We start from the raw sequence: 22,432 nt of genomic DNA, 5'->3' as shown, positions 1-22,432 counted from the left end.
CAGAATACGCTGAGATTCTGCTCGCGGTATCACGGGTAGGAGCAGCATATGAGCCAAAATACGCTGAAAGTTAACGAGTTACATGATGATGCGGATTTCGACGAGAATGGAGCTGAGGCCGAGTCGTTTGATGAAAAAGCGCTGGTAGAAGAAGAGACCAGCGAGAACGATTTAGCGGAAGAAGAGCTGTTGTCTCAAGGCGTTACGCAACGCGTATTGGATGCGACGCAGCTCTATCTGGGTGAGATCGGTTATTCACCTCTGCTGACCGCAGAGGAAGAAGTCTATTTTGCGCGGCGTGCTCTGCGCGGTGACGTGCCGTCCCGCCGCCGCATGATTGAAAGCAACCTGCGGCTGGTGGTGAAAATCGCTCGCCGCTACAGCAACCGCGGTCTGGCGCTGCTGAATCTGATCGAAGAGGGTAACCTCGGTCTGATTCGCGCAGTGGAAAAATTCGACCCGGAACGCGGTTTCCGCTTCTCCACTTATGCAACCTGGTGGATCCGTCAGACGATTGAACGGGCGATCATGAACCAAACCCGTACCATTCGTTTGCCTATCCATATCGTCAAAGAACTGAATGTCTATCTGCGCACCGCGCGCGAGCTTTCTCACAAGCTGGATCATGAACCGAGCGCTGAAGAAATTGCCGAGCAACTCGACAAGCCGGTGGATGACGTCAGCCGCATGCTGCGCCTGAATGAGCGCATCACCTCGGTGGATACGCCGCTGGGCGGGGATTCGGAGAAAGCGCTGCTGGACATTCTGGCCGACGAGAAGGACAACGGGCCTGAAGACACCACGCAAGATGACGATATGAAGCAAAGCATCGTCAAATGGCTGTTCGAATTGAACGCCAAACAGCGTGAAGTGTTGGCGCGTCGTTTCGGCCTGTTGGGCTATGAAGCGGCGACGCTGGAAGACGTAGGCCGGGAGATTGGCCTGACGCGCGAGCGCGTCCGTCAGATTCAGGTAGAAGGTCTGCGCCGTCTGCGTGAGATTTTGCAGATGCAGGGCCTGAGCATTGAGGCGCTGTTCCGCGAATAACGCCGGTTGTTGAACCGCATCAAATAAAAACGGTGAGCATGATGCTCACCGTTTTTTTATGCCCGCGTTTGGCGCCTGACTACACCATATTTTTCAGCCGGTAGATCCATTCCAGCGCCTGTCGCGGCGACAGGGAATCCGGATCCAGCGCCTCCAGGGCTTCTACCGCCGGCGAGGTCTCTTCCTGCAGCAGCGTCATCTGGGTGGCGTCGACGCTGCCCGATGCGGTGTGGCTGGAAATAGACTCCAGCTCGCGCAGTTTCTGACGGGCGCGTTTGATGACGTCGCGCGGCACGCCGGCCAGCGCGGCGACCGCCAGGCCATAGCTTTTGCTGGCGGCACCGTCTTGCACGCTGTGCATGAAGGCGATGGTGTCGCCGTGTTCAAGCGCATCCAGATGCACGTTGACCACGCCTTCCATTTTCTCCGGCAGGGTCGTCAGCTCGAAGTAGTGGGTGGCGAACAGCGTCATCGCCTTGATGCGGTTGGCCAGGTTCTCGGCGCAGGCCCAGGCCAGCGACAGGCCGTCGTAGGTGGAGGTGCCGCGGCCGATTTCATCCATCAACACCAGGCTGTGCTCGGTGGCGTTGTGCAGAATGTTGGCGGTTTCGGTCATCTCCACCATGAAGGTGGAGCGGCCGGAAGCCAGATCGTCCGCCGCGCCGACGCGGGTGAAGATGCGATCCACCGGGCCGATGGTGGCCTTGGTGGCCGGCACGTAGCTGCCGATGTGCGCCATCAGCACAATCAGCGCCGTTTGCCGCATATAGGTGCTTTTACCGCCCATGTTCGGACCGGTTATGATCAGCATGCGGCGCTGCGGCGACAGGGTGAGCGGGTTGGAGATAAACGGCTCGCTCAGCACCTGCTCCACTACCGGATGGCGGCCTTCGGTAATGCGGATCCCCGGCTGCTCGCTCATGGTCGGGCAAGCGTAGTTCAGGGTATCGGCGCGCTCGGCCAGGTTGGCCAGCACGTCCAGCTCGGCCAGCGCGGCGGCGCTTTGTTGCAGTTCCGCCAAGTGCGGCAGCAGCAGATCGAATAGCTCGTCGTACAGGCTTTTCTCGATCGCCAGCGCCTTACCCTTGGAGGTGAGCACTTTGTCTTCGTACTCTTTCAGTTCCGGGATGATGTAGCGCTCGGCGTTTTTCAGCGTCTGACGGCGTACATAGTGGATCGGCACCAGGTGGCTCTGACCGCGGCTGACCTGAATATAATAGCCGTGTACGCCGTTGAAGCCGACCTTGAGCGTATCCAGCCCCAACTTTTCACGCTCGCGGATTTCCAGCCGATCGAGATAGTCGCTGGCGCCGTCGGCCAGTGCCCGCCACTCGTCCAGTTCGCTGTTGTAACCGGGGGCGATCACGCCGCCATCGCGCACCAGCACCGGCGGTGATTCAATGACCGCGCGTTCCAGCAGCTCGCGCAGTTCGTCGAACTGGCCTACCTGCGACAGCAGCTGCTGCACGTGCGGCGTTTTCACATCCTGCAGCAGCGCGCGGATGCCCGGCAGTTGCTGGAAAGCATGGCGCATGCGCGCCAGATCTCGCGGCCGGGCGGTGCGCAGCGCCAGACGCGCCAAAATACGTTCCTGATCGCCTACCTGACGCAGCGAAGGCTGCAGATCCGCGAACAGCTCCTGCAATGCGCCGATCGCCTGCTGGCGGGCAGTCAGGACCTTGATGTCGCGGGTTGGCATGTGCAGCCAGCGTTTCAGCATGCGGCTGCCCATCGGCGTGACCGTACGATCGAGGATCGCCGCCAGCGTGTTGTCGCTGCCGCCGGACAGGCTCTGCGTCAGCTCCAGGTTGCGGCGGGTGGCGGCATCCATGATGATGCCGTCCTGCTGGCGTTCCATGGTGATGCCGCGAATGTGCGGCAGCGAAGTGCGTTGGGTATCTTTGACGTACTGCAGCAGGCAGCCGGCGGCGCGCAGCGCCTGGTGCGCCTGTTCGACGCCGAAGCCGGTCAAGTCGCGGGTGCCGAACTGCAGGTTGAGCTGCTGACGCGCTGTCTCCAGCTCGAATTCCCACAGCGGGCGGCGGCGCAGGCCGTGGCGCTGTTCGATCAGCGCCATGTGTTCAAAGGTTTCCGGATAGAGCAGCTCGGCCGGATTGGTGCGCTGCAGCTCGGCGGCCATGGTTTCCAGATCCTGCGGCTCGGCGACGCGGAAGCGGCCGGAGCTAACGTCCAGCGTAGCGTAGCCGAAGCCGCGCGCGTCCTGCCAGATCGCCGCCAGCAGGTTGTCCTGGCGCTCTTGCAGCAGCGCTTCGTCGGTGATGGTGCCGGGGGTGACGATGCGCACCACTTTGCGCTCGACCGGCCCTTTACTGGTGGCCGGATCGCCGATCTGCTCGCAGATGGCGACGGATTCGCCGAGCTGCACCAGCTTGGCCAGGTAGTTCTCCACCGCGTGGTGCGGCACGCCGGCCATCGGGATCGGCTCGCCCGCCGAGGCGCCGCGTTTGGTCAGCGAGATATCCAGCAGTTGAGAAGCGCGCTTGGCGTCGTCGTAAAATAGCTCGTAGAAGTCGCCCATGCGGTAGAACAGCAGGATTTCAGGATGCTGGGCCTTGAGGCGCAGGTACTGCTGCATCATCGGCGTGTGCGAATCGAGTTTATCGGTGCTATTCATGCGATTATTTTTCCAATCCATTGAATGTAAAGGGAACTGTGATTTTCATTGTCGTCATTCGCTATCACATTGTTTCAGCAGGCGTCGCCCCATTCAGCGCTTGGCGGGCGGCGCAAATCAAATCATCAAAACGCCAAACGGCGCGCTCAAACCCGAGGTTTGCACAGACGCTTATACTAGCCCAGCGGGCAATCGGCTGTCACAGGTAAAAATGGGAAGTGCTGCGCAAGGCCGGTTTGCAACGAAGCGAGATTGTCGTTCGCCTGCGGGCAACAACGCAAGTGTCGCCGCCCGTTGAGGCGGCGTAGAGTTTATTTTGCGGCGGTGAGAGGCAAGGGCAGTTGATAGAGGCGGAAACTGTCGGGCACTTCGGTTTCATGGCCGGGCAGCAGGCGGTGGCGGATGCGCGACTCGCTGACGAAGGCGCAGCCTTGCGGAGTGATAGTGAGGTTGACCGGCGATTCCATGCCTTCGCGCAAGACCTCAATCCGGTGCGTGCCTGCCGCCTTGGGAGACGGGATCCGCAGGATCCGCCCCTGCCCGCTTTGGATCCCGTTCTCCAGCACAATCAGCGCGCCGTCCGGCGCCAATCCCATCCCGTCCGGGTTTTCAATCAGGCGCGGCAGCCGCATTTCCGTCAGCTGCGGCTTTGGAGCGTTATAACTGAGGGTGTAGAGCTTACCGGTGCCGAAATTGGCGACTGCCATCAGCCGGTCGTCGAGCAGCACGATCCCGGCGGCCCCCAGCCCGCTGGGGGCCGCTAGTTGCGGATCCTGATATAGCGTACGGAATGCCGCTTCGCCTGGCCGCAGGCGCAGGATGCCGCCGCCGCGGGTTTCCGTCACATACACCGTACCGTCTGCGCCGAGCACGATATCGTTGCCCATTTCTCCCGCCGGCAGCGCCAGGCTGCGGTTGAGCGTGCCATCCGCGACGTTCAGCGCATAGATGCGGTTGGCGCGCGTTTTGCCGCCGGAGAGAAAGTCCGGCGAATTGCCCCACAGCAGCCCGCGCCGTTCGTCCAGCCGTAGCGCGTTTGAGGCGAACACCGTGTCGGCGCCGGGGAAAAAGGTTTCCCACGCTTGACCCGGCCGCTTGCGCAGCACGTTGCCGCTGGTGATCAGGCCGACATACAGCGTACCGTCCGTCGCGCGGGCGATGCCGTTGGGGTAAAGCGCGCCAGGCGGCAGCGTCATGCTGCTTTCTGTGCAGTCTGCGCTGGCGGCGGCCTGCACCGGAGCGCTAAGGGTGAATGCGGCAGCGAGGGCGAGCAACGCCGCTCGCGCGGTAACAGCGTATGACATGTTTATCTCCGGGAATGGGGGAAAGGGGGCTACCAGCGCTCAGGGCGGGCAGCGTGCGCCATTGGCGCCTCCAGCGCGGCCACGTCTTCCGGTGATAGCCTGAGCTCGAGCGCCGCCAGCGCATCTTGCAGATGGTGCGGCTTGGACATGCCCACCAGCGGCGACGCCACGCCGGGTTTGGCCAACAGCCAGGCCAGCGCGATTTGCGCCGGTGGAACGCCGCGCGCGGCCGCCACCTCCGTGACCGCCGCGACGGTGCGTTCTACCTCGTTTCTGCCGCCGTACCAACGGGGCGCCTGCTCGTCGGTGGCGGCGCGCAGCGTGCCGCCGCTGCCGGAGCCGGCCAGCACGCCGCGGGCCAGCGGCGACCAGGGCGTCAGACCAAGCCCCTCCTCCAGGCACAGCGGGATCAGTTCCTCTTCATCTTCACGCGTCACCAGGTTGTATTGGCTTTGCAGCGAAATAAACGGCGCCAGGCGGTGCTGACGTTGAAAGGCCAGCATTTTCATCAGGCGCCAGGCGTGCAGCGAGGAGGCGCCGAGATAGCGGATCTTGCCCGCCCGCACCAGGCCGTCGAGGGTGTCGGCGGTTTCTTCGAGCGGCGTTTCGGTGTCGAAGCGGTGCAGCACGAACAGATCGAGGTAATCCGTTCCCAGCCGCTGCAAGGAGGCGTCGACGCTGTGCAGCAGGTGCTTGCGCGAGAGCCCCCGGCTGTTCGGCTGCGCGTCGATTGGAAAATAGGCCTTGGTGGCGATCACCACGTCTTCACGGCGGGCAAACGCCTTCAGCGCGCGGCCGAGAATGCGCTCGCTTTCTCCGCCGGAGTAAATGTTGGCGGTATCGAAAAAATTGATGCCCGCTTCCAGCGCCTCGCGGATAAAGGGGCGCGCTTCGTCTTCCTTCAGCACCCAGGGCCGCCAGGCCGGATCGCCGTAGGTCATGCAACCCAGGCAGAGGCGAGACACTTTCAGGCCACTGTCGCCAAGCCGAACGTAGTTCATGGCCTCGTCTCCTCAACGCATGCCGGCGATGGTGTAACCGCCGTCCACCAGCAGGCTTTGGCCGGTGATGAAGCGGGCTTCGTCCGTCGCCAGCCACAGCGCCACATCGCCGATGTCTTCCGATTCGCCCAGGCGGCCGGCGGGCGTGTGGGCGATAAAGGGCGCGAAGGCCGCGCTGTCAGCCACGCTGCCGCGCGCCATCGGCGTGTCGATGATGCCGGGGTTGATGTTGTTGACGCGGATGCCCTGGCCGCTGTATTCGAGCGCCACCGCGCGGATCATCGCATCGAGCGCGCCCTTGCTGGCGGAGTAGCTGGATGAGCCGGCCAGCGCGCCGTGGGTCAGCCAGGAGGAGGTGTTGATGATCACGCCGCCCGAGCGCTGAGCCAGAAAGGTTTCAATCTCGTATTTCATCGCCAGCCAGACGCCTCTGAGGTTAATGGCGATTACCCGGTCAAAATCCTCGCTGCTCTGTTCGGTGATGGGGGCGAAGTTGCCGATGATGCCGGCGTTGTTGAAGGCGACGTCGAGCCGGCCGTAATGGGCGGTCACCGTGGCGATCAGTTGGCGGATATCGTCTTCCTGGGAGACGTCGGCCACGATGGGCAGGGCGTCGCCGCCGGCCAGCGCGATGTCGCGCGCCGTGGCTTCGATTTCCGCCGCGCGTCGGCCGGCCAGCGCGACTTTGGCGCCTTCGCGGGCATAGGCCAGCGCGGCGGCGCGGCCGATGCCGGTGCCGCCGCCGCTCACCAGTACGACTTTGCCCGCCAGACGGCGCGGCGTTTCATGAGTTGGAGCTGTAGCATTAATCATCGTATCGATACCTGGTAATGGGGTCGATCGCAATGCTATGTTGTTAGATGACGGATAACTATCCGCTAAAAATTCATCTCACTATTAGATAATTTATATCAATAGCATGAAAAAACCTGAACTGTCCGGCCTGGCGGCCTTTGTGGCTATCGCCAGTGAACGCAGCTTCCGCCGCGCCGCCGCCCGATTGGGCGTGACGCCGCCGACGCTCACCCACACCCTGCGCGAATTGGAAGCGCAGGTGGGCATTCGCCTGCTGAATCGCACCACCCGCAACGTCTCGCCGACGGAGGCCGGAGAGCATCTGCTGGCGCAGTTGGTGCCGGCTTTTACCGACATCGACGCCGCGCTGGAGAGCCTGAATGCGTTTCGCGCAGGGCCGCGAGGCCTGGTGCGCATCAACGCGCCGCGTTCGGCCATCGAGCTCGCCATCGTGCCGCATCTGGGGCGGTTGGCCTGCGAGTACCCCGGCATTACGCTGGAAGTGGTGGCGGACGAGGGGTTCGCCAACATTGTCGAGCAGGGCTTTGACGCCGGCATTAGGCTCGGCGAGGATCTGCACAACGATATGCGCGCGGTGCGTCTGACGCCGGATCTGCGTTTCGCCATCGTCGCCACGCCGGATTATTTTCAACGGCACGGCGAACCGACGCATCCGCAGGATTTGCTGCAGCACCGCTGCATCGGTTGGCGTAAGGCCTCATCGGGCGAGCGCTACAAATGGGTATTTCAGCAGGGCGAGCAGCGGTTTTCCGTGGCGGTTAACAGCCCGTTGATACTCGATGACGGCAGGATGATGGTGCAGGCGGCGCTGGCGCACGTCGGCATCGCTTTCGCCATCGAACAAGAAGTAGAAGAACACCTGGCGAGTGGGCGGCTGCGGCGGGTGTTGACCGACTGGTGCGCGCCGTTTACCGGTTTTTATCTCTATTACCCCAACCGCAGGAATCATTCCGTGGCGCTGAGCACGGTGATCGAGTTGCTGCGTCTGCCCACCTAATCCTCTTCACCGGCTCTCGCGTTCGGATGGCAGCAGCCGAATCAAGCTTGAACTATTTTTATTCCCTTTTCGTTTGTTCAGGCGCAAATAAACCCTTAAATTCTCGGTGAGTTTGTAACTTACTGTTTATAATTGTTATTTGAATATCCATTGCGAATATTCCGAGTTTTTATCGGTTATTTGAGAGCCTGGTCACACTATTTTTTTGTGCGAAATGTGAAGGGGGTCAATCCATCAGGTCAATGAGAGACGGTTATGTCTCCTCCTGGCTTACCGATCCGTTTTTCATGCTCCGTATACTGTCCGTAACCAGGGCAACGTGACGGAAATTTTCATAAGGAATGTGCGTGAAGCAATCGTGATTGCATCTGGCATACAAATAACACGGGGTTTTTTTGATTATCTGAGGTGCTTGGTATGGAAAAGAAAAAAATCTATCTGTTTTGTTCTGCCGGTATGTCCACTTCCCTGTTGGTATCAAAAATGAAGGCGCAGGCCGAAAAATATGAAGTGCCGGTGATCATCGCCGCCTATCCGGAAGCGTTGGCCGCAGAGAAGGGCGTTGAAGCGGATCTGATCCTGCTGGGGCCGCAGATCGCCTACACCTTGCCGGAAGTGCAAAAACAGCTGCCCAATAAACCCGTTGAGGTCATCGATCCGCTGCTGTACGGCAAGGTCGATGGGCTGGGCGTGCTGAAGGCCGCGGTGGCCGCCATCAAGAAAGCCAATCAATAACAGGAGGCCGCCGTGAATACCCTCATTGCCTCGCTCGAGAAGGTTATCCTGCCTTTCGCCGTAAAAATCGGTAAGCAGCCCCACGTCAACGCCATCAAGAATGGCTTTATCCGCCTGATGCCGCTGACCTTGACCGGGGCGATGTTCGTGTTGATCAACAACGTGTTTCTGAGCTTCGGCGAAGGATCGTTCTTCTATTCTCTGGGCGTAAGGTTAGATGCCTCTACCATAGAGACGCTGAATAGTCTGAAGAGCATCGGCGGCAGCGTTTATAACGGCACGCTGGGGATCATGTCCCTGATGACGCCGTTCTTTATCAGCATGGCGTTGGCGGAAGAGCGCAAGGTCGATCCGCTCGCTTCGGCGCTGCTGGCGGTGGCGGCCTTTATGACCGTCACGCCGTTCAATGTCGGCGAGGCCTATGCGGTGGGGGCCAACTGGTTGGGCGGCGCCAACATCATTTCCGGTATGGTGATCGGGCTGGCGGTGGCCGAGATGTTTGCCTTCATCGTGCGGCGCAACTGGGTGATTAGCCTGCCGGACAGCGTGCCGGCCTCGGTGTCGCGTTCCTTCTCGGCGCTGATCCCCGGTTTCATCATCCTCTCCATCATGGGGCTGGTGGCGTTCGCGCTGGCGCACTGGGGCACCAACTTTCACCAGATCATCATGGACGGCATTTCGGCGCCGCTGGCCAAGATGGGCAGCGTGGTGGGCTGGGTGTACGTGCTGTTCTCCTCGCTGCTGTGGTTCTTTGGGGTGCACGGCTCCATGGCGCTGGCGGCGCTGGACAGCGGCATCATGACGCCGTTCGCGCTGGAAAACGTGGAGCTGTACAACAAATACGGTTCGGTCGAAGCGGCGGTAGCCGCCGGAAAAGAGTTCCACATGTGGGCGAAACCGTTCGTCGATTCCTACATCTACCTCGGCGGCACCGGCTCGACGCTGGGCTTGATCATCGCCATCTTCATCGCCTCGCGCCGCGAAGATTACCGCCAGGTCGCCAAACTGGCGACGCCATCCGGCATCTTCCAGATTAACGAACCGATACTGTTCGGCCTGCCGGTGATCATGAACCCGGTGATGTTCATTCCGTTCATCCTGGTGCAGCCGGTGCTGACTATTATCACCTCCCTGGCCTACTACTCCGGGCTGATCCCGCCGATCACCAACATCGCGCCCTGGACCATGCCGGTCGGCCTGGGGGCGTTCTTCAACACCAACGGCAGCATCATGGCCATGTTGCTGAGCCTGTTCAACCTGGCGGTCGCCACCGTGATCTATCTGCCGTTCGTGGCGATCTCCAACAAGGCGCAGAGCCAGATCGACGCGGCGACGGAAAGCGAAGAAGACATCGCCAAGGCGCTGAAATTCTAACTGTGGAACGGGGCGGCGCGGCCGCCCCGCGAGGGACGCGAGTATGGAATATCAATTTGCCGACGGGTTCTGGTGGGGCAGCGCCACCTCCGCGCCGCAGTCTGAAGGGGCGGCCGCGCGGGACGGCAAGAGTCGCAACATCTTCGACTATTGGTACGAGATCGCGCCCGAGCGCTTTCACGGACGGGTGGGGCCGACCGAGGCCTCGACCTTTTATGACCATTTCCGCACCGATATCGGGCTGCTCAAAACGCTGGGCCATAATACTTTCAGAACCTCGATCTCGTGGTCGCGGTTGATCCCGGACGGCGACGGTGAGGTGAACCCGCAGGCGGTGGCGTTCTATAACGCGATGATCGACGAGCTGCTGGCGCAGGGCATCACCCCGTTTATCAATCTCTATCACTTCGATATGCCGCTGTGCATGCAACAGCGCGGCGGCTGGGAAAGCCGGGCGGTGGTCGAAGCCTATGCGCGTTACGCCGATACCTGTTTCGGCCTGTTTGGCGATCGGGTCACCCACTGGTTCACCTTCAACGAGCCGATCGTGCCGGTGGAAGCCGGTTACCTGAATGACCTGCACTACCCTTGCGTGGTGGACTTCAAACGGGCGGTCACCGTGGCGTATCACAGCGTGCTGGCGCATGCCATGGCGGTGCGGCGTTTCAGAGCGCGGGGGCTGCCGGGGAGCATCGGCATCATTTTGAACCTAAGCCCAACCTATCCGCGATCCGACGCGCCGGAGGATCGGCTGGCCGCACACGACGCCGATCTGCTGCTCAACCGCAGTTTCCTCGATCCGGTCGCCAAAGGGCGTTACCCGGCCGCATTGCTGCACCTGTTGGAGCGGCATGGGCTGATGCCCTATTGCGAACCGCAGGACGCGCAGCTGATCGAAGGCGGCGTGGTGGATATCCTTGGCGTCAACTATTACCAGCCGCGCAGGGTGCAGGCGAAAGCGGGACGGCGCGCCGAGGGGCCGATCGCATCGCCGGAGGATTTGTTCAGTTACTATGCAATGCCGGGCCGCAAAATCAATCCGCACCGCGGCTGGGAGATCTACGAGAAGGGGCTGTACGACATCCTGATGGATCTGAAAGAGAACTACGGCAATCTGCCCTGTTATATTTCGGAAAATGGCATGGGCGTCGAGGGCGAAGAGGCGTTTATCGGCGCCGATGGGCGGGTGGAGGACGATTACCGCATCGACTTTATTCGCGAGCACCTGAAGTGGCTGCACCGCGCGCTGGCGGAAGGCTCGCAGTGCAAAGGCTATCATCTGTGGACCTTTATCGACTGCTGGTCCTGGCTGAACGCCTACAAGAATCGTTATGGGCTGGTGCGGCTGGATCGGGCGGATCAGCAGCGCACCATCAAAAAAAGCGGTTACTGGTTTGCCGAGGCGGCCAGACGCAACGGATTTGACTAACGGGAGGCCGGCGCCGTGTCCGATAACCGAATTTCGCTGAGTGCCAACGACGTGAAGCTGATTCGCGAGCAGGATTTCTTTAACTGCAAAGACTTTCACCTGTTCATCTACAACAAGGTGGAAAGCGCCACCGGGCTGCATCAGCACGACTATTACGAGTTCACCATCGTGCTGAGCGGAAAATGCTATCAGGAGATCAACGGCAAGCGGGTGCTGCTGGAACGCGGGGATTTCGTCTTTATCCCTATCGGTTCCTACCACCAGAGCTTTTACGAGTTCGGCGCGACGAAAATTTTCAACGTGGCGGTCAGCAAAGCGTTCTTTGAAGAGCATTACTTGCAACAGCTGCCGCGCTGCTTTGTCGCCTCGCAGGCCTACAGCCTGAGAAGCGAGTTTTTGGCCTATATCGAATCGGTGGTGAGTTCCCCGCAGTTTCGTGAGGACGACTTCGCCGAATTCCTCGAAACATTGACCTTCTACGTGATCAGCCGCATTCGTCACCATAAAGAAGAAAACGACGGCGGCGATGATATCCCGCAGTGGCTGAAGAACACCCTGGCCGGCATGCATGACAAGGCGATGTTCGGCGAAAAGGCGTTGGCGAACATGGTGGCGCTGTCGGGGAAAACCCAGGAGTACCTGACCCGGGCGATGCGGCGTTACTACCATAAAACGCCGATGCAGGTGATCAATGAGATCCGCATCAACTTCGCCAAGACGCAGCTGGAGGTCACCAACTATTCGGTTTCCGATATCGCCTTCGATTCCGGCTATGGCGACGTCAGCCTGTTCATTAAAAACTTCAAGCGGCTCACCGACGTGACCCCGGGCAATTACCGAAAAAAGTGTTACGGCCCTCTTTAGGGCCGCTCCCGATCAGTATCAACGCCGATATGCCAATGAGCTTCAGGGCGCCGGTCGGTTAATCATTTGATTTTTACCTTAACGAGGGGGAATGCCGCGCTGAGCGGTCGGCCTTCTCTTGCCAAAAATCTATCCCGCGGGAGCCTCTATGGAAAAACTACTGATCGTGAATGCCGACGATTTCGGCCTGAGCAAAGGGCAGAACTATGGCGTCATCGAGGCGTATCAGCATGGCGTCGTTTCCTCCACCACGGCGATGGTGAACGGCGGCGGCGCGCAGCACGCGGCGGCGCTCAGCCGGCAATATCCGGGGTTGCCGATCGGGCTGCATTTCGTTTTGACCCATGGCAAGCCGCTGGGCGCCATGCCTTCGTTGGTCAACGAACATGGCGAACTGGGCAAATGGCTGTGGCGCCGCGCCGAGGCCGGCGAGCTGCCGCTGGACGAAATTCACGAGGAGCTGCAGCGCCAGTTCGCGCGGTTTGTGACGCTGTTCGGCCGCCCGCCGACGCATATCGACAGCCATCACCATGTGCATATGCAGCCGCAAATTTATCCGCTGGTGGAGGCGTTCGCGCAAGCGCAGGGTCTGCCGCTGCGTCTCGATCGCGAAGAGGCGAAACGGCGCGAACTGGCGTTGCAGACTCCCTGCAGTACCGACGCGTTTGACGCGGGATTCTACGGTGAAATGATTTCCGAAGCCTTGTTCTTGCAGCGGTTGGCGCGCGCCGACGAGCAGGGCGCAGAGTCATTGGAAATGATGTGCCACCCTGCGTTCCTCGACGCGACGATCCTGCAGAGCAAATACTGCCACCCGCGCCTCGTCGAGCTGGATGTGTTGACCGCGCCGACGCTGAAAGCGGCGATCGCCGAACGCGGTTTTCTGTTGGGCTCCTTCCAGGATCTGTAACACCGCCGTTTACAGCATGGCGTGCGCCTTTTTCAGGCCGGTGTCTTCTTCAGGATCGGCGCCCTGAGGCAAGGGCTCCGCCTCTTGTGCTTCAGGCTGTGGCTCGTCGACCTCGGGGGCCGCTTCCGGCGGCGGCATGGTGTCGTGAATGATCTGCTCATCGAAGGTCGGATTGAGCGCCGGCGACAGCGGCGAGCTGGCGAGGCTGTCTGGCAGCGGGATGTGGGGCACCGGCGCGTCCTGCGCCAGCTGCGGTTCTTCCGCTTTCGCCGTGCGGCTGAGGGCCGCCAGCAGCACGCCGCACAGGGCGAAAAAGGCGTACAGGATATTGCCGCCCAGTGGTTCGATCAGCGCGCCGACCGCCAATGGCCCGATGCTGGCGCCGACGCCGAACGCCATCAGCAGACAGGCGGCCAGCGAGACGCGGCGTTCCGGCTCGATCAGATCGTTGGCCAGCGCCACCGCCAGCGGGTAGAGCGTAAATTGCAACATGCTGACGATGAACCCGACCGCCAGCAGCAGCGGGAAATCGATGTGCGGCAGCAGCGCCAGCGGCAGTGCAGCCACGATCAGCAAAATGGCGTTGAGGCGCATCAGCAACGGGCGATTATAGCGATCCGACAGCCAACTGAGCGGGAACTGCGCCACCAACCCGGCGAAGATGGCCAGCGCCATGAACAGGCCGGTTTGCTGAGTGGTTAAGGATTGCAGGCTGGCGTAGACCGGCGCTAGGCCGTAAAACGAGCCTACCACCATGCCGATCACCAGCGTGGTGGCCAGCACCTTGGGAATGGCGCCGACAAAGTAACGCAGCTCCATCGGGGCCGGCGACATGTGGCGCGCATTGGTGCGGGTGGTAAGCGCGATCGGCACCAGACAAAGCGCGAAGCACAGCGCGATCACCAGCAGCGTGGTGATGCCCAGGTTGCTTTGCAGCATCAGCACGATCTGACCCAGCGACATGCCGAGATAGGTCGCCGCCATATAGAAGCCGAACACCATGCCGCGCTGGTTGGATTCCGCCTGGTCATTCAGCCAGCTTTCCAGCACCATATACTGGCACATCATGCACAACCCGATCACCAGACGCAGCGCAACCCAGGCGGGAATGAACGCCGTCAGGCCGTGCCCCAGCACCGCGGCGGTGATGATGCCGGCGCAGGCCACGTAGGCGCGGATATGCCCGACGCGGGCGATGAGAAAGTGGCCGACCTTGCCGCCGATCACCAACCCGATGTAGTTGGCGGCGATGATGGCGCCGATCAGCGCGCTGCTGACGTGGATGGAGGTCAGCCGCAGCGAGACGTAGGTGGTGAGCAGGCCCGAGCCCAACAGCAGCAGCAGGGTGGTGGTGTACAACGGCAAGAATACGCCCAACGTTTTTTTCACACTATCATCCTAATCTCTTCTGGTGCGCCCTGAGGCCGCCGCAGCGTGCCGCCTCCGTGATGTTCCTTGTGCTGGTGCGCCGCCGCTCGATGGGGCGCTTCTTTTGATACTAGCAGCTTGGCCGGGCGCTTAAAACCGCACCTCTTGCGAGACGCTGCGCATTTCCACGCGCCAGCCGCTGCAGCGCCTTGATAAATGCTACTATCGGGCGCATATATCTGAATTCGCAAGGGAGGGGTTATGAGTGAAAACCAACTGCGCCGGCTCAGCGTGCTGGCAGGGGAGAAACTGAAGGCTCAGGGCCGCTGGATCACCTGCGCGGAATCCTGCACCGGCGGCGGCATCGCCAAGGCCATTACCGATATCGCCGGCAGCTCCGCCTATTTCGATCGCGGTTTCGTCACCTACAGCAATGCGGCGAAACATGATCTGCTGGGGGTGAGCGAAGCGACGTTGGCGGCGCACGGCGCGGTCAGCGAAGAGGTGGTGCGCGAGATGGCAATTGGGGCGCTGCGGGCGGCGCAGGCCGATCTGGCGCTGTCGGTGAGCGGCATCGCCGGCCCGGACGGCGGCAGCGCGGAAAAGCCGGTCGGCACCGTGTGGTTCGGCTTCGCCGGCAGCGATGGCCGGGGGCTGTCGCGCAAGATGCAATTCGAGGGCGACCGCGACGCGGTGCGGCTGCAGGCGACGATTTTCGCGCTGCAAACCGCCATCGACGAATTTTTGTAAATTAGGCTTGATACTGTATGACCATACAGTATAATTAGTGACATTTCCTGCACAACATACATTCAGTGGCAGTGTGGGGTAACACCGGCATTGCGAAACGAAGGAGCAAAAATGGCTATTGATGAGAACAAGCAAAAGGCGTTAGCTGCGGCACTGGGCCAGATTGAGAAACAGTTCGGCAAAGGCTCCATCATGCGCCTGGGTGAAGACCGCTCCATGGACGTGGAAACGATCTCCACCGGCTCACTGTCACTCGATATCGCTCTGGGCGCCGGCGGCCTGCCAATGGGCCGCATCGTCGAAATTTACGGCCCGGAATCCTCCGGTAAAACCACTCTGACGCTGCAGGTGATCGCCGCCGCGCAGCGCGAAGGCAAAACCTGTGCGTTCATCGATGCCGAGCACGCGCTGGATCCTATCTATGCGAAAAAGCTGGGCGTCGATATCGACAACCTGCTGTGCTCCCAGCCGGACACCGGCGAGCAGGCGCTGGAAATCTGTGATGCGCTGACCCGCTCCGGCGCGGTTGACGTCATCATCGTCGACTCCGTGGCAGCTCTGACGCCGAAGGCGGAAATCGAAGGTGAAATCGGCGATTCGCACATGGGGTTGGCGGCGCGCATGATGAGCCAGGCGATGCGTAAGCTGGCCGGCAACCTGAAAAATGCCAATACCCTGCTGATCTTCATCAACCAGATCCGTATGAAAATTGGTGTGATGTTCGGCAACCCGGAAACCACGACCGGCGGTAACGCCCTGAAGTTCTACGCTTCGGTGCGTCTGGATATCCGTCGTATCGGCGCCATCAAAGAAGGCGACGAAGTGGTGGGCAGCGAAACCCGCGTGAAAGTGGTGAAGAACAAAATCGCTGCGCCGTTCAAACAGGCTGAGTTCCAAATCATGTACGGCGAAGGCATCAACAGCCGTGGCGAACTGGTCGATCTGGGCGTGAAGCACAAGATGATCGAAAAAGCCGGCGCCTGGTACAGTTATAACGGCGAGAAGATCGGTCAGGGCAAGGCGAATGCCTGTAACTTCCTGAAAGAAAACCCGGCTATCGCCGCCGAGCTGGATAAGAAGCTGCGCGACCTGCTGCTGCACAGCGGCGGTGAGCTGGTGGCTGCCTCCGGTGACGACTTCGAAGATGACGAAGCGGAAACCAGCGAGCAGTTCTAATCGCTGAAGATGTGCGCCGCCGTTTATGTGGCGCATATCCTCTGAATTCAGGCTTGAATGATGAATGACTTGCTAAGCCGCGCCATGCGCCTGCTGTCGCAACGCGATCATAGTGAAGCTGAACTGCGCCGCAAACTTGCGGCGCAGCCGTTTGTGGCGAAAGCCCAGTTTGGCGGCAAGGGGCCGCATGCGCCGACGGTGGCCGAAGAGCCGGTGGATCCTGCGCTGATCGATCAGGTTGTCGTCTACTGTTACCAGCACAACTGGCTGGACGATAAGCGTTTCGCCCACAGCTACATCGGCAGCCGCAGCCGCAAAGGTTATGGCGCGCAGCGCATCCGCAGCGAACTGATGCAAAAGGGCGTGGATAAAGCGCTGGTGCAGGACGCGCTGGCGGAATGCGATATCGACTGGTGCGAACAGGCGAAACAGGTGGCGCAGCGAAAATTTGGCGATGCGTTGCCAACCGACTGGAAAGAGAAAGCCAAAGTGCAGCGTTATCTGCTCTATCGCGGCTTCTTCCAGGAAGAAATTCAGTCAATTTACCGTGATTTTGCGCAATGAGCGCACACGGGGTTTTACTTCCCTCTGAAGAAAATTTATCTTATCCCCACTTTTTGTTCGTGAGCTGGTTGTCATCGTCGGGATGACGCGCCACCGGCTCACGTGTCGTTATTCTAGCCTTTCCAGGAAAATTATGAGCAAGAGCACCGCTGAGATCCGTCAAGCGTTTCTCGATTTCTTTCATAGTAAGGGTCATCAGGTTGTAGCAAGCAGCTCCCTGGTGCCTAACAATGATCCGACATTGCTGTTTACCAATGCCGGCATGAACCAATTTAAGGATGTTTTCCTGGGGCTCGACAAACGCGCCTATTCCCGCGCCACCACCTCGCAGCGCTGCGTGCGCGCAGGCGGCAAGCATAATGACCTGGAAAACGTCGGTTATACCGCTCGTCACCACACCTTCTTTGAAATGCTGGGCAACTTCAGCTTCGGCGATTACTTCAAGCACGACGCGATCAGCTACGCGTGGGAACTGCTGACCGGTGAAAACTGGTTCAACCTGCCGAAAGAGAGACTGTGGGTCACCGTGTATGAAACCGATGACGAAGCGTTCGACATCTGGCAGAAGCAAATCGGCGTACCGGCGGAGCGCATTATCCGCATCGGCGACAACAAGGGCGCGCCTTTCGCTTCCGATAACTTCTGGCAGATGGGCGACACCGGCCCATGCGGCCCGTGCACCGAGATTTTCTACGATCACGGCGATCACATCTGGGGCGGCCCTCCAGGCAGCCCGGAAGAAGACGGCGACCGTTACATCGAGATCTGGAACATCGTTTTCATGCAGTTCAACCGTCAGTCCGACGGCACCATGCTGCCGCTGCCGAAACCTTCGGTGGATACCGGCATGGGTCTGGAACGCATCGCGGCGGTGTTGCAGCATGTGAACTCCAACTATGAGATCGACCTGTTCCGCACCCTGATCGCCGCCGTGGCGAAAGTGACCGGCGCGACCGATCTGGACAACAAATCTCTGCGCGTTATTGCCGACCACATCCGTTCCTGCGCTTTCCTGGTGTCTGACGGCGTGATCCCCTCTAACGAAAACCGCGGCTACGTGCTGCGTCGCATCATTCGCCGCGCGATCCGCCATGGCAACATGCTGGGCGCGAAAGATACCTTCTTCTACAAGCTGGTAGCGCCGCTGATCGAAGTGATGGGCCCGGCGGCCGACGAGCTGAAACGCCAGCAATCGCTGGTGGAACAGGTGCTGAAAACCGAAGAGGAGCAGTTTGCCCGCACGCTGGAGCGTGGTCTGGCGCTGCTGGACGAAGAGCTGGCCAAGTTGCAGGGCGATACTCTGGACGGCGAAACCGCTTTCCGTCTGTACGATACCTACGGTTTCCCGGTCGATCTGACCGCTGACGTCTGCCGCGAACGCGGTCTGAAAGTCGACGAAGCGGGCTTTGAAGAAGCGATGGAAGCGCAGCGTCGCCGCGCGCGCGAATCCAGCGGCTTCGGCGCCGACTACAACAGCCTGATCCGCGTGGACGGCAGCAGCCAGTTCAGCGGCTACGATCACGACGAGCAGCAGGCGACGGTCATCGCACTGTTCCGCGACGGCCAGCCTGTCGATCAGATCAACGCCGGCGAAGAGGCGGTGGTGGTGCTGGACGAGACGCCGTTCTACGGTGAATCCGGCGGCCAGGTCGGCGATAAAGGCGTGCTGAAAGCCGCCGGCGCCGAGTTTGTGGTCAACGACACCCAGAAATACGGTCAGGCTATCGGCCATCAAGGCAAGCTGGCGCAAGGTTCGCTGAAGCTGAACGATCGCGTGGATGCGCAGATCGACGCCGAGCGCCGCAACAGCATCCGCCTGAATCACTCCGCGACCCACCTGCTGCACGCCGCGCTGCGCCAAACGTTGGGCGAGCACGTTGCGCAGAAAGGCTCTCTGGTTAACGACAAATACCTGCGCTTCGACTTCTCGCATTTTGAAGCGATGAAGCCGGAACAAATTCGCGCGGTGGAAGATCTGGTTAACCAGCAGGTGCGTCGTAACCTGCCGGTGCAGACCGAGCTGATGGCGTTGGAAGATGCCAAAGAGAAGGGGGCGATGGCGCTGTTCGGCGAGAAGTACGACGACAACGTGCGCGTGCTGACCATGGGCGACTTCTCCACCGAGCTGTGCGGCGGCACCCACGCCAGCCGCACCGGCGATATCGGCCTGTTCCGCATTCTGAGCGAGTCGGGCACCGCGGCGGGCATCCGCCGTATTGAAGCGGTAACCGGCGCTGGCGCTATCGCCACGCTGCACCAGCAAAGCGATTTGTTGCAAGACGTTGCGCAGTTGGTGAAGGGCGACAGCAACAACTTGACCGATAAAGTGCGCTCGGTGCTCGATCGCACCCGCGCGCTGGAAAAAGAACTGCAGCAGCTGAAAGATCAGCAGGCGGCGCAGGAAAGCGCGTCGCTGTCCAGCCAGGCGAAAGTGGTTAACGGCGTGAAGCTGTTGGTCAGCCAGTTGGACAATGTCGAAGCTAAAATGCTGCGCACCATGGTGGATGACCTGAAAAATCAATTGGGTTCGGCCATTATCGTGTTGGCAACGACGGCTGATGACAAAGTCAGCCTGGTCGCGGGCGTGACCAAGGATCTGACTGACCGCGTGAAAGCCGGCGAGTTGATCGGCAACGTGGCGCAGCAGGTCGGCGGCAAGGGCGGTGGTCGCCCTGATATGGCGATGGCGGGGGGGACGGATATCAACGCCCTGCCAGCGGCGTTAAACAGTGTAGAAGCCTGGGTGGCCTCGAAGCTGTGAACATAAATAAATAGCACGCACAAACGCCATAATACTTTGTTGATTATGGCGTTTTCATACTGTGCTAACACAATTTAGTTACAATTGCGGGAACAAAGTTTTTCAGGTCGGCTAAACTTACCGTTATCTGAGGTGGGACCAAGTCTGCTTACACTTATTGTGGATTGCGCGGCTTACGTTTTCACCACATATGATGGATAATGACGGGGAAACTGAGAGACCCGACTCTTTTAATCTTTCAAGGAGCAAAGAATGTTAATTCTGACTCGTCGAGTTGGTGAAACCCTCATGATTGGCGATGAGGTCACGGTCACTGTGCTAGGGGTAAAAGGCAACCAGGTGCGTATTGGTGTGAACGCCCCCAAAGAGGTTTCAGTTCACCGTGAAGAAATCTATCAGCGCATTCAGGCAGAGAAGTCTCAGCAGACGACTTACTGATTCCGAAGCAGCGTCTCGTTGCCTGACGAGACGCTACTGCATCGTTTTAACCACTTCCTTCGCTCTCCCTCTTCTTTTTCGTGATTATTTTCCCGGTGAGTTTCCTGCTTTGTTGCTATGGACGCCGCGGTTGCCTGTTGATAAAACGCCCTTTTTGCCGTGAAATCGCCCATGTTGGGTGTGAATTGTGCAAACGCGCATGAGTTGGGAAAAATTGTTTGACTTAAAAGTCGGAGAAAGTAATATGTGCGCCACGCAGTGCCGATGAGCTTCTCTAAAGCAAGTCAGGCACAATTCGAAAGAAGCGTTTGGTGAGGTGGCCGAGAGGCTGAAGGCGCTCCCCTGCTAAGGGAGTATGCGGTCAAAAGCTGCATCCGGGGTTCGAATCCCCGCCTCACCGCCATTTGCATCCGTAGCTCAGCTGGATAGAGTACTCGGCTACGAACCGAGCGGTCGGAGGTTCGAATCCTCCCGGATGCACCATATTTTGCAGTATGGTGGGGTAGTAACAACGTACCATACGGTATCAAAAAAGAATTCCTGTGCATCCGTAGCTCAGCTGGATAGAGTACTCGGCTACGAACCGAGCGGTCGGAGGTTCGAATCCTCCCGGATGCACCATTCTTCAAGTCTGGCTTTATTAGCAAAGCCGGCACGCGGTAAAAATAGTAATGCATCCGTAGCTCAGCTGGATAGAGTACTCGGCTACGAACCGAGCGGTCGGAGGTTCGAATCCTCCCGGATGCACCATCTAAGAGAAGCCCGCCTTAGCGGGTTTTTGCTTTTCTGTTATTCGTGAAACAGGCAAGCGGCAAACAGTCATGCATCCGTAGCTCAGCTGGATAGAGTACTCGGCTACGAACCGAGCGGTCGGAGGTTCGAATCCTCCCGGATGCACCATGTTTAACTCCCCGTATCGCGAAGAGAAATCTTCAAGCGGGTGGGAGAAAGGAAAGTGTCCTTGGGGAGGATAACGTTGCTTTAGCAACGGCCCGCAGGGTGAGGCGTTGGTCCCGAATCATCCTCCCGGATGCACCATCTAAGAGAAACCCGCCTTGGCGGGTTTTTCGCTTTTCAGCATTTAGCCATTCTCTCTTCACCCCTTTCCTTCTTTGCACCCGATCGATCACAGCACATTCCGCTATGACGCAGTCAGCGACAACCCAACGGCTTTACGCTAAAGTAGTTTTCTTTCCTCAACGATCATGGAGTAACGATGTACGACCGCTATCAGGGTCTTATTTTCGACATGGACGGCACGATTCTGGACACCGAGCCAACGCACCGCAAAGCGTGGAGTGAAGTGCTGTCGCGTTATGGCATGACGTTTGATGAAGCGGCTATGGTGGCGCTGAGCGGTTCACCGACCTGGCGCATCGCTCAGGCGATTATCGCCAGCCACCAGGCCGAACTCGATCCCCATCATCTGGCCGCGGAGAAAACCCGCGCGGTGGAGGCGATGCTGTTGGACAGCGTGCGCCCGTTGCCGCTGATCGAGGTGGTAAAATCCTATCACGGTCGCCGTCCGATGGCGGTCGGTACCGGCAGCGAGCACCGCATGGCGGAAATGCTGCTGCGTCATCTCGGCCTGTTCAACTGCTTCGACGCGATCGTCGGTGCGGACGACGTACAGCGCCATAAACCGGAGCCGGACACCTTCCTGCGCTGCGCCGAACTTATCGGCGTGCCGCCAGAGAAGTGCGTGGTGTTTGAAGACGCCGAGTTCGGCATCCAGGCGGCAAAAAGCGCCGGTATGGACGTGGTAGACGTTCGCACGCTGTGAGTAGTACGCTAGCCGTAATATCGTTATTTGGCAGCAGCTTCCTCAGTGCGACGCTGCTGCCGGGAAATTCAGAAATCGTTCTGGTCGCTTTGCTGACCCAGAGTCGCGTCTCGCCGGAATTGCTGGTGCTGGCCGCGACCCTGGGCAACACGCTGGGCGGCTTGACCAATGTCATTATCGGGCGCCTGTTACCGGCGTTGAAACCACAGCGGGGGCTGGCAACGGCGCTCGGGTGGCTGCAACGCTTCGGCCCGGCTGCGCTGTTGCTCAGTTGGGTGCCGGTGGTGGGCGATTTGTTGTGCGTGTTGGCAGGTTGGCTGCGCATGCCCTGGGGCTCTGTCGCGCTGTTTCTGTGTATCGGAAAGGCGCTGCGTTACATCGTTTTGACTATGATAACGGTACAGGGCATCGCCTGGTGGCAGTAACCAAGTGAATATAACTCAATATTCTCTCGGGTGCGGATTCAGTATGCTTACGAGT

General features: G+C 59.7%; 20 protein-coding genes and 5 tRNA genes. 19 read left to right on the top strand and 6 right to left on the bottom strand.

The annotated features are described in order from the left end of the window. The first annotated feature begins 48 nt into the window (after window positions 1-48). On the top strand, window positions 49-1,047 hold the full coding sequence (gene rpoS / locus ACP39K_RS13720; RefSeq protein ID WP_497008587.1) for an RNA polymerase sigma factor RpoS: 999 nt from the start codon (window positions 49-51) through the stop codon (window positions 1,045-1,047). Window positions 1,048-1,126: 79 nt separating this feature from the next. Here the strand turns inward: rpoS and mutS are convergent, their stop codons facing one another. From mutS to ACP39K_RS13700, 4 genes are all read right to left on the bottom strand, one after another. Continuing rightward, the gene (mutS, locus tag ACP39K_RS13715) at window positions 1,127-3,682 is read right to left on the bottom strand and encodes a DNA mismatch repair protein MutS (RefSeq protein ID WP_497008586.1); all 2,556 of its coding nucleotides are present in this window, start codon (window positions 3,680-3,682) and stop codon (window positions 1,127-1,129) included. 311 nt (window positions 3,683-3,993) lie between these two features. Beyond that, complete coding sequence (locus ACP39K_RS13710) at window positions 3,994-4,986, bottom strand: NHL repeat-containing protein (RefSeq protein WP_497008585.1); 993 nt, start codon at window positions 4,984-4,986, stop codon at window positions 3,994-3,996. A 29-nt stretch (window positions 4,987-5,015) separates the two neighbouring features. Continuing rightward, complete coding sequence (locus tag ACP39K_RS13705) at window positions 5,016-5,987, bottom strand: aldo/keto reductase (protein ID WP_497008584.1); 972 nt, start codon at window positions 5,985-5,987, stop codon at window positions 5,016-5,018. 12 nt (window positions 5,988-5,999) lie between these two features. After that, window positions 6,000-6,800 carry an SDR family NAD(P)-dependent oxidoreductase gene (locus ACP39K_RS13700; protein ID WP_049300195.1) on the bottom strand — a complete coding sequence of 267 codons (801 nt, stop codon included), beginning with the start codon at window positions 6,798-6,800 and terminating at the stop codon, window positions 6,000-6,002. 106 nt (window positions 6,801-6,906) lie between these two features. On the opposite strand from ACP39K_RS13700, the gene ACP39K_RS13695 reads away from it, so the two are divergent. The 6 genes from ACP39K_RS13695 (at window position 6,907) to chbG (ending at window position 13,112) form a co-directional block, all read left to right on the top strand. Next, entirely contained in the window at window positions 6,907-7,800 is an 894-nt protein-coding gene (locus ACP39K_RS13695; protein ID WP_060444880.1) for a LysR family transcriptional regulator, read from the top strand. A gap of 417 nt (window positions 7,801-8,217) precedes the next feature. Then, a complete protein-coding gene (locus ACP39K_RS13690; RefSeq protein ID WP_004932561.1) occupies window positions 8,218-8,535 on the top strand; it encodes a PTS sugar transporter subunit IIB in 318 nt (105 codons plus the stop codon). Window positions 8,536-8,547: 12 nt separating this feature from the next. Continuing rightward, entirely contained in the window at window positions 8,548-9,909 is a 1,362-nt protein-coding gene (gene chbC, locus ACP39K_RS13685; RefSeq protein WP_016929034.1) for a PTS N,N'-diacetylchitobiose transporter subunit IIC, read from the top strand. A 43-nt stretch (window positions 9,910-9,952) separates the two neighbouring features. Beyond that, window positions 9,953-11,338 (top strand): glycoside hydrolase family 1 protein, encoded by a 1,386-nt coding sequence (locus tag ACP39K_RS13680; RefSeq protein ID WP_497008583.1) that lies wholly within the window; start codon window positions 9,953-9,955, stop codon window positions 11,336-11,338. Window positions 11,339-11,353: 15 nt separating this feature from the next. Then, a complete protein-coding gene (gene chbR / locus ACP39K_RS13675; RefSeq protein WP_048794682.1) occupies window positions 11,354-12,202 on the top strand; it encodes a transcriptional regulator ChbR in 849 nt (282 codons plus the stop codon). Between the two features lie 148 nt (window positions 12,203-12,350). After that, window positions 12,351-13,112, top strand: a complete 762-nt coding sequence (gene chbG, locus ACP39K_RS13670; RefSeq protein WP_060444881.1) for a chitin disaccharide deacetylase — start codon at window positions 12,351-12,353, stop codon at window positions 13,110-13,112. Window positions 13,113-13,121: 9 nt separating this feature from the next. Here the strand turns inward: chbG and ACP39K_RS13665 are convergent, their stop codons facing one another. Next, the gene (locus ACP39K_RS13665; protein WP_048794684.1) at window positions 13,122-14,501 is read right to left on the bottom strand and encodes an MFS transporter; all 1,380 of its coding nucleotides are present in this window, start codon (window positions 14,499-14,501) and stop codon (window positions 13,122-13,124) included. Between the two features lie 240 nt (window positions 14,502-14,741). Here ACP39K_RS13665 and pncC point away from each other — a divergent pair, with 240 nt between their 5' ends. The 3 genes from pncC to recX all read left to right on the top strand — a co-directional run bounded on the left by pncC (window position 14,742) and on the right by recX (window position 16,970). Continuing rightward, window positions 14,742-15,230 carry a nicotinamide-nucleotide amidase gene (gene pncC / locus ACP39K_RS13660; protein ID WP_048794685.1) on the top strand — a complete coding sequence of 163 codons (489 nt, stop codon included), beginning with the start codon at window positions 14,742-14,744 and terminating at the stop codon, window positions 15,228-15,230. A 111-nt stretch (window positions 15,231-15,341) separates the two neighbouring features. Further along, a complete protein-coding gene (gene recA / locus ACP39K_RS13655; RefSeq protein ID WP_004932541.1) occupies window positions 15,342-16,406 on the top strand; it encodes a recombinase RecA in 1,065 nt (354 codons plus the stop codon). Between the two features lie 60 nt (window positions 16,407-16,466). Beyond that, on the top strand, window positions 16,467-16,970 hold the full coding sequence (recX, locus tag ACP39K_RS13650; protein ID WP_497008582.1) for a recombination regulator RecX: 504 nt from the start codon (window positions 16,467-16,469) through the stop codon (window positions 16,968-16,970). Between the two features lie 40 nt (window positions 16,971-17,010). Here recX and ACP39K_RS13645 read toward each other — a convergent pair whose 3' ends face one another. Further along, window positions 17,011-17,154, bottom strand: a complete 144-nt coding sequence (locus tag ACP39K_RS13645) for a hypothetical protein (protein ID WP_162180460.1) — start codon at window positions 17,152-17,154, stop codon at window positions 17,011-17,013. On the opposite strand from ACP39K_RS13645, the gene alaS reads away from it, so the two are divergent. The 9 genes from alaS (at window position 17,104) to ACP39K_RS13600 (ending at window position 22,377) form a co-directional block, all read left to right on the top strand. Next, the gene (gene alaS / locus ACP39K_RS13640) at window positions 17,104-19,731 is read left to right on the top strand and encodes an alanine--tRNA ligase (RefSeq protein WP_033641287.1); all 2,628 of its coding nucleotides are present in this window, start codon (window positions 17,104-17,106) and stop codon (window positions 19,729-19,731) included. The two genes, ACP39K_RS13645 and alaS, sit on opposite strands and share 51 nt — an antisense overlap. 252 nt (window positions 19,732-19,983) lie before the next feature. Next, window positions 19,984-20,169 (top strand): carbon storage regulator CsrA, encoded by a 186-nt coding sequence (gene csrA / locus ACP39K_RS13635; RefSeq protein WP_004091602.1) that lies wholly within the window; start codon window positions 19,984-19,986, stop codon window positions 20,167-20,169. A gap of 310 nt (window positions 20,170-20,479) precedes the next feature. Further along, window positions 20,480-20,572 (top strand) — tRNA-Ser (locus ACP39K_RS13630). Window positions 20,573-20,575: 3 nt separating this feature from the next. Continuing rightward, window positions 20,576-20,652 (top strand) — tRNA-Arg (locus ACP39K_RS13625). A gap of 61 nt (window positions 20,653-20,713) precedes the next feature. Continuing rightward, a tRNA-Arg gene (locus ACP39K_RS13620) sits at window positions 20,714-20,790 on the top strand. 52 nt (window positions 20,791-20,842) lie between these two features. Then, window positions 20,843-20,919: transfer RNA gene (locus ACP39K_RS13615), tRNA-Arg, on the top strand. A 73-nt stretch (window positions 20,920-20,992) separates the two neighbouring features. Then, a tRNA-Arg gene (locus ACP39K_RS13610) sits at window positions 20,993-21,069 on the top strand. Window positions 21,070-21,385: 316 nt separating this feature from the next. Then, window positions 21,386-21,952, top strand: a complete 567-nt coding sequence (yqaB, locus tag ACP39K_RS13605) for a fructose-1-phosphate/6-phosphogluconate phosphatase (RefSeq protein ID WP_497008581.1) — start codon at window positions 21,386-21,388, stop codon at window positions 21,950-21,952. Beyond that, window positions 21,949-22,377 (top strand): YqaA family protein, encoded by a 429-nt coding sequence (locus tag ACP39K_RS13600; RefSeq protein WP_025159656.1) that lies wholly within the window; start codon window positions 21,949-21,951, stop codon window positions 22,375-22,377. The genes yqaB and ACP39K_RS13600 overlap by 4 nt, the downstream gene beginning before the upstream one ends. The last annotated feature ends 55 nt before the right edge of the window (window positions 22,378-22,432 follow it).

The organism is Serratia sp. EC4 (assembly GCF_059652115.1).
The sequence above is the reverse complement of the archived record's forward strand: the minus strand, read 5'-3'. Positions and strand labels throughout refer to the sequence as shown.

Bases quoted from the DNA above. Each gene is read 5' to 3' on its own strand.
- ACP39K_RS13690 (WP_004932561.1), top strand. From the start codon at position 8,218: ATGGAAAAGAAAAAAATCTATCTGTTTTGTTCTGCCGGTATGTCCACT.
- recA (WP_004932541.1), top strand. From the start codon at position 15,342: ATGGCTATTGATGAGAACAAGCAAAAGGCGTTAGCTGCGGCACTGGGC.
- ACP39K_RS13695 (WP_060444880.1), top strand. From the start codon at position 6,907: ATGAAAAAACCTGAACTGTCCGGCCTGGCGGCCTTTGTGGCTATCGCC.
- yqaB (WP_497008581.1), top strand. From the start codon at position 21,386: ATGTACGACCGCTATCAGGGTCTTATTTTCGACATGGACGGCACGATT.
- ACP39K_RS13700 (WP_049300195.1), bottom strand. From the start codon at position 6,800: ATGATTAATGCTACAGCTCCAACTCATGAAACGCCGCGCCGTCTGGCG.
- mutS (WP_497008586.1), bottom strand. From the start codon at position 3,682: ATGAATAGCACCGATAAACTCGATTCGCACACGCCGATGATGCAGCAG.
- chbG (WP_060444881.1), top strand. From the start codon at position 12,351: ATGGAAAAACTACTGATCGTGAATGCCGACGATTTCGGCCTGAGCAAA.
- pncC (WP_048794685.1), top strand. From the start codon at position 14,742: ATGAGTGAAAACCAACTGCGCCGGCTCAGCGTGCTGGCAGGGGAGAAA.
- recX (WP_497008582.1), top strand. From the start codon at position 16,467: ATGAATGACTTGCTAAGCCGCGCCATGCGCCTGCTGTCGCAACGCGAT.
- ACP39K_RS13710 (WP_497008585.1), bottom strand. From the start codon at position 4,986: ATGTCATACGCTGTTACCGCGCGAGCGGCGTTGCTCGCCCTCGCTGCC.
- rpoS (WP_497008587.1), top strand. From the start codon at position 49: ATGAGCCAAAATACGCTGAAAGTTAACGAGTTACATGATGATGCGGAT.
- csrA (WP_004091602.1), top strand. From the start codon at position 19,984: ATGTTAATTCTGACTCGTCGAGTTGGTGAAACCCTCATGATTGGCGAT.
- ACP39K_RS13705 (WP_497008584.1), bottom strand. From the start codon at position 5,987: ATGAACTACGTTCGGCTTGGCGACAGTGGCCTGAAAGTGTCTCGCCTC.
- alaS (WP_033641287.1), top strand. From the start codon at position 17,104: ATGAGCAAGAGCACCGCTGAGATCCGTCAAGCGTTTCTCGATTTCTTT.
- ACP39K_RS13645 (WP_162180460.1), bottom strand. From the start codon at position 17,154: ATGAAAGAAATCGAGAAACGCTTGACGGATCTCAGCGGTGCTCTTGCT.
- ACP39K_RS13680 (WP_497008583.1), top strand. From the start codon at position 9,953: ATGGAATATCAATTTGCCGACGGGTTCTGGTGGGGCAGCGCCACCTCC.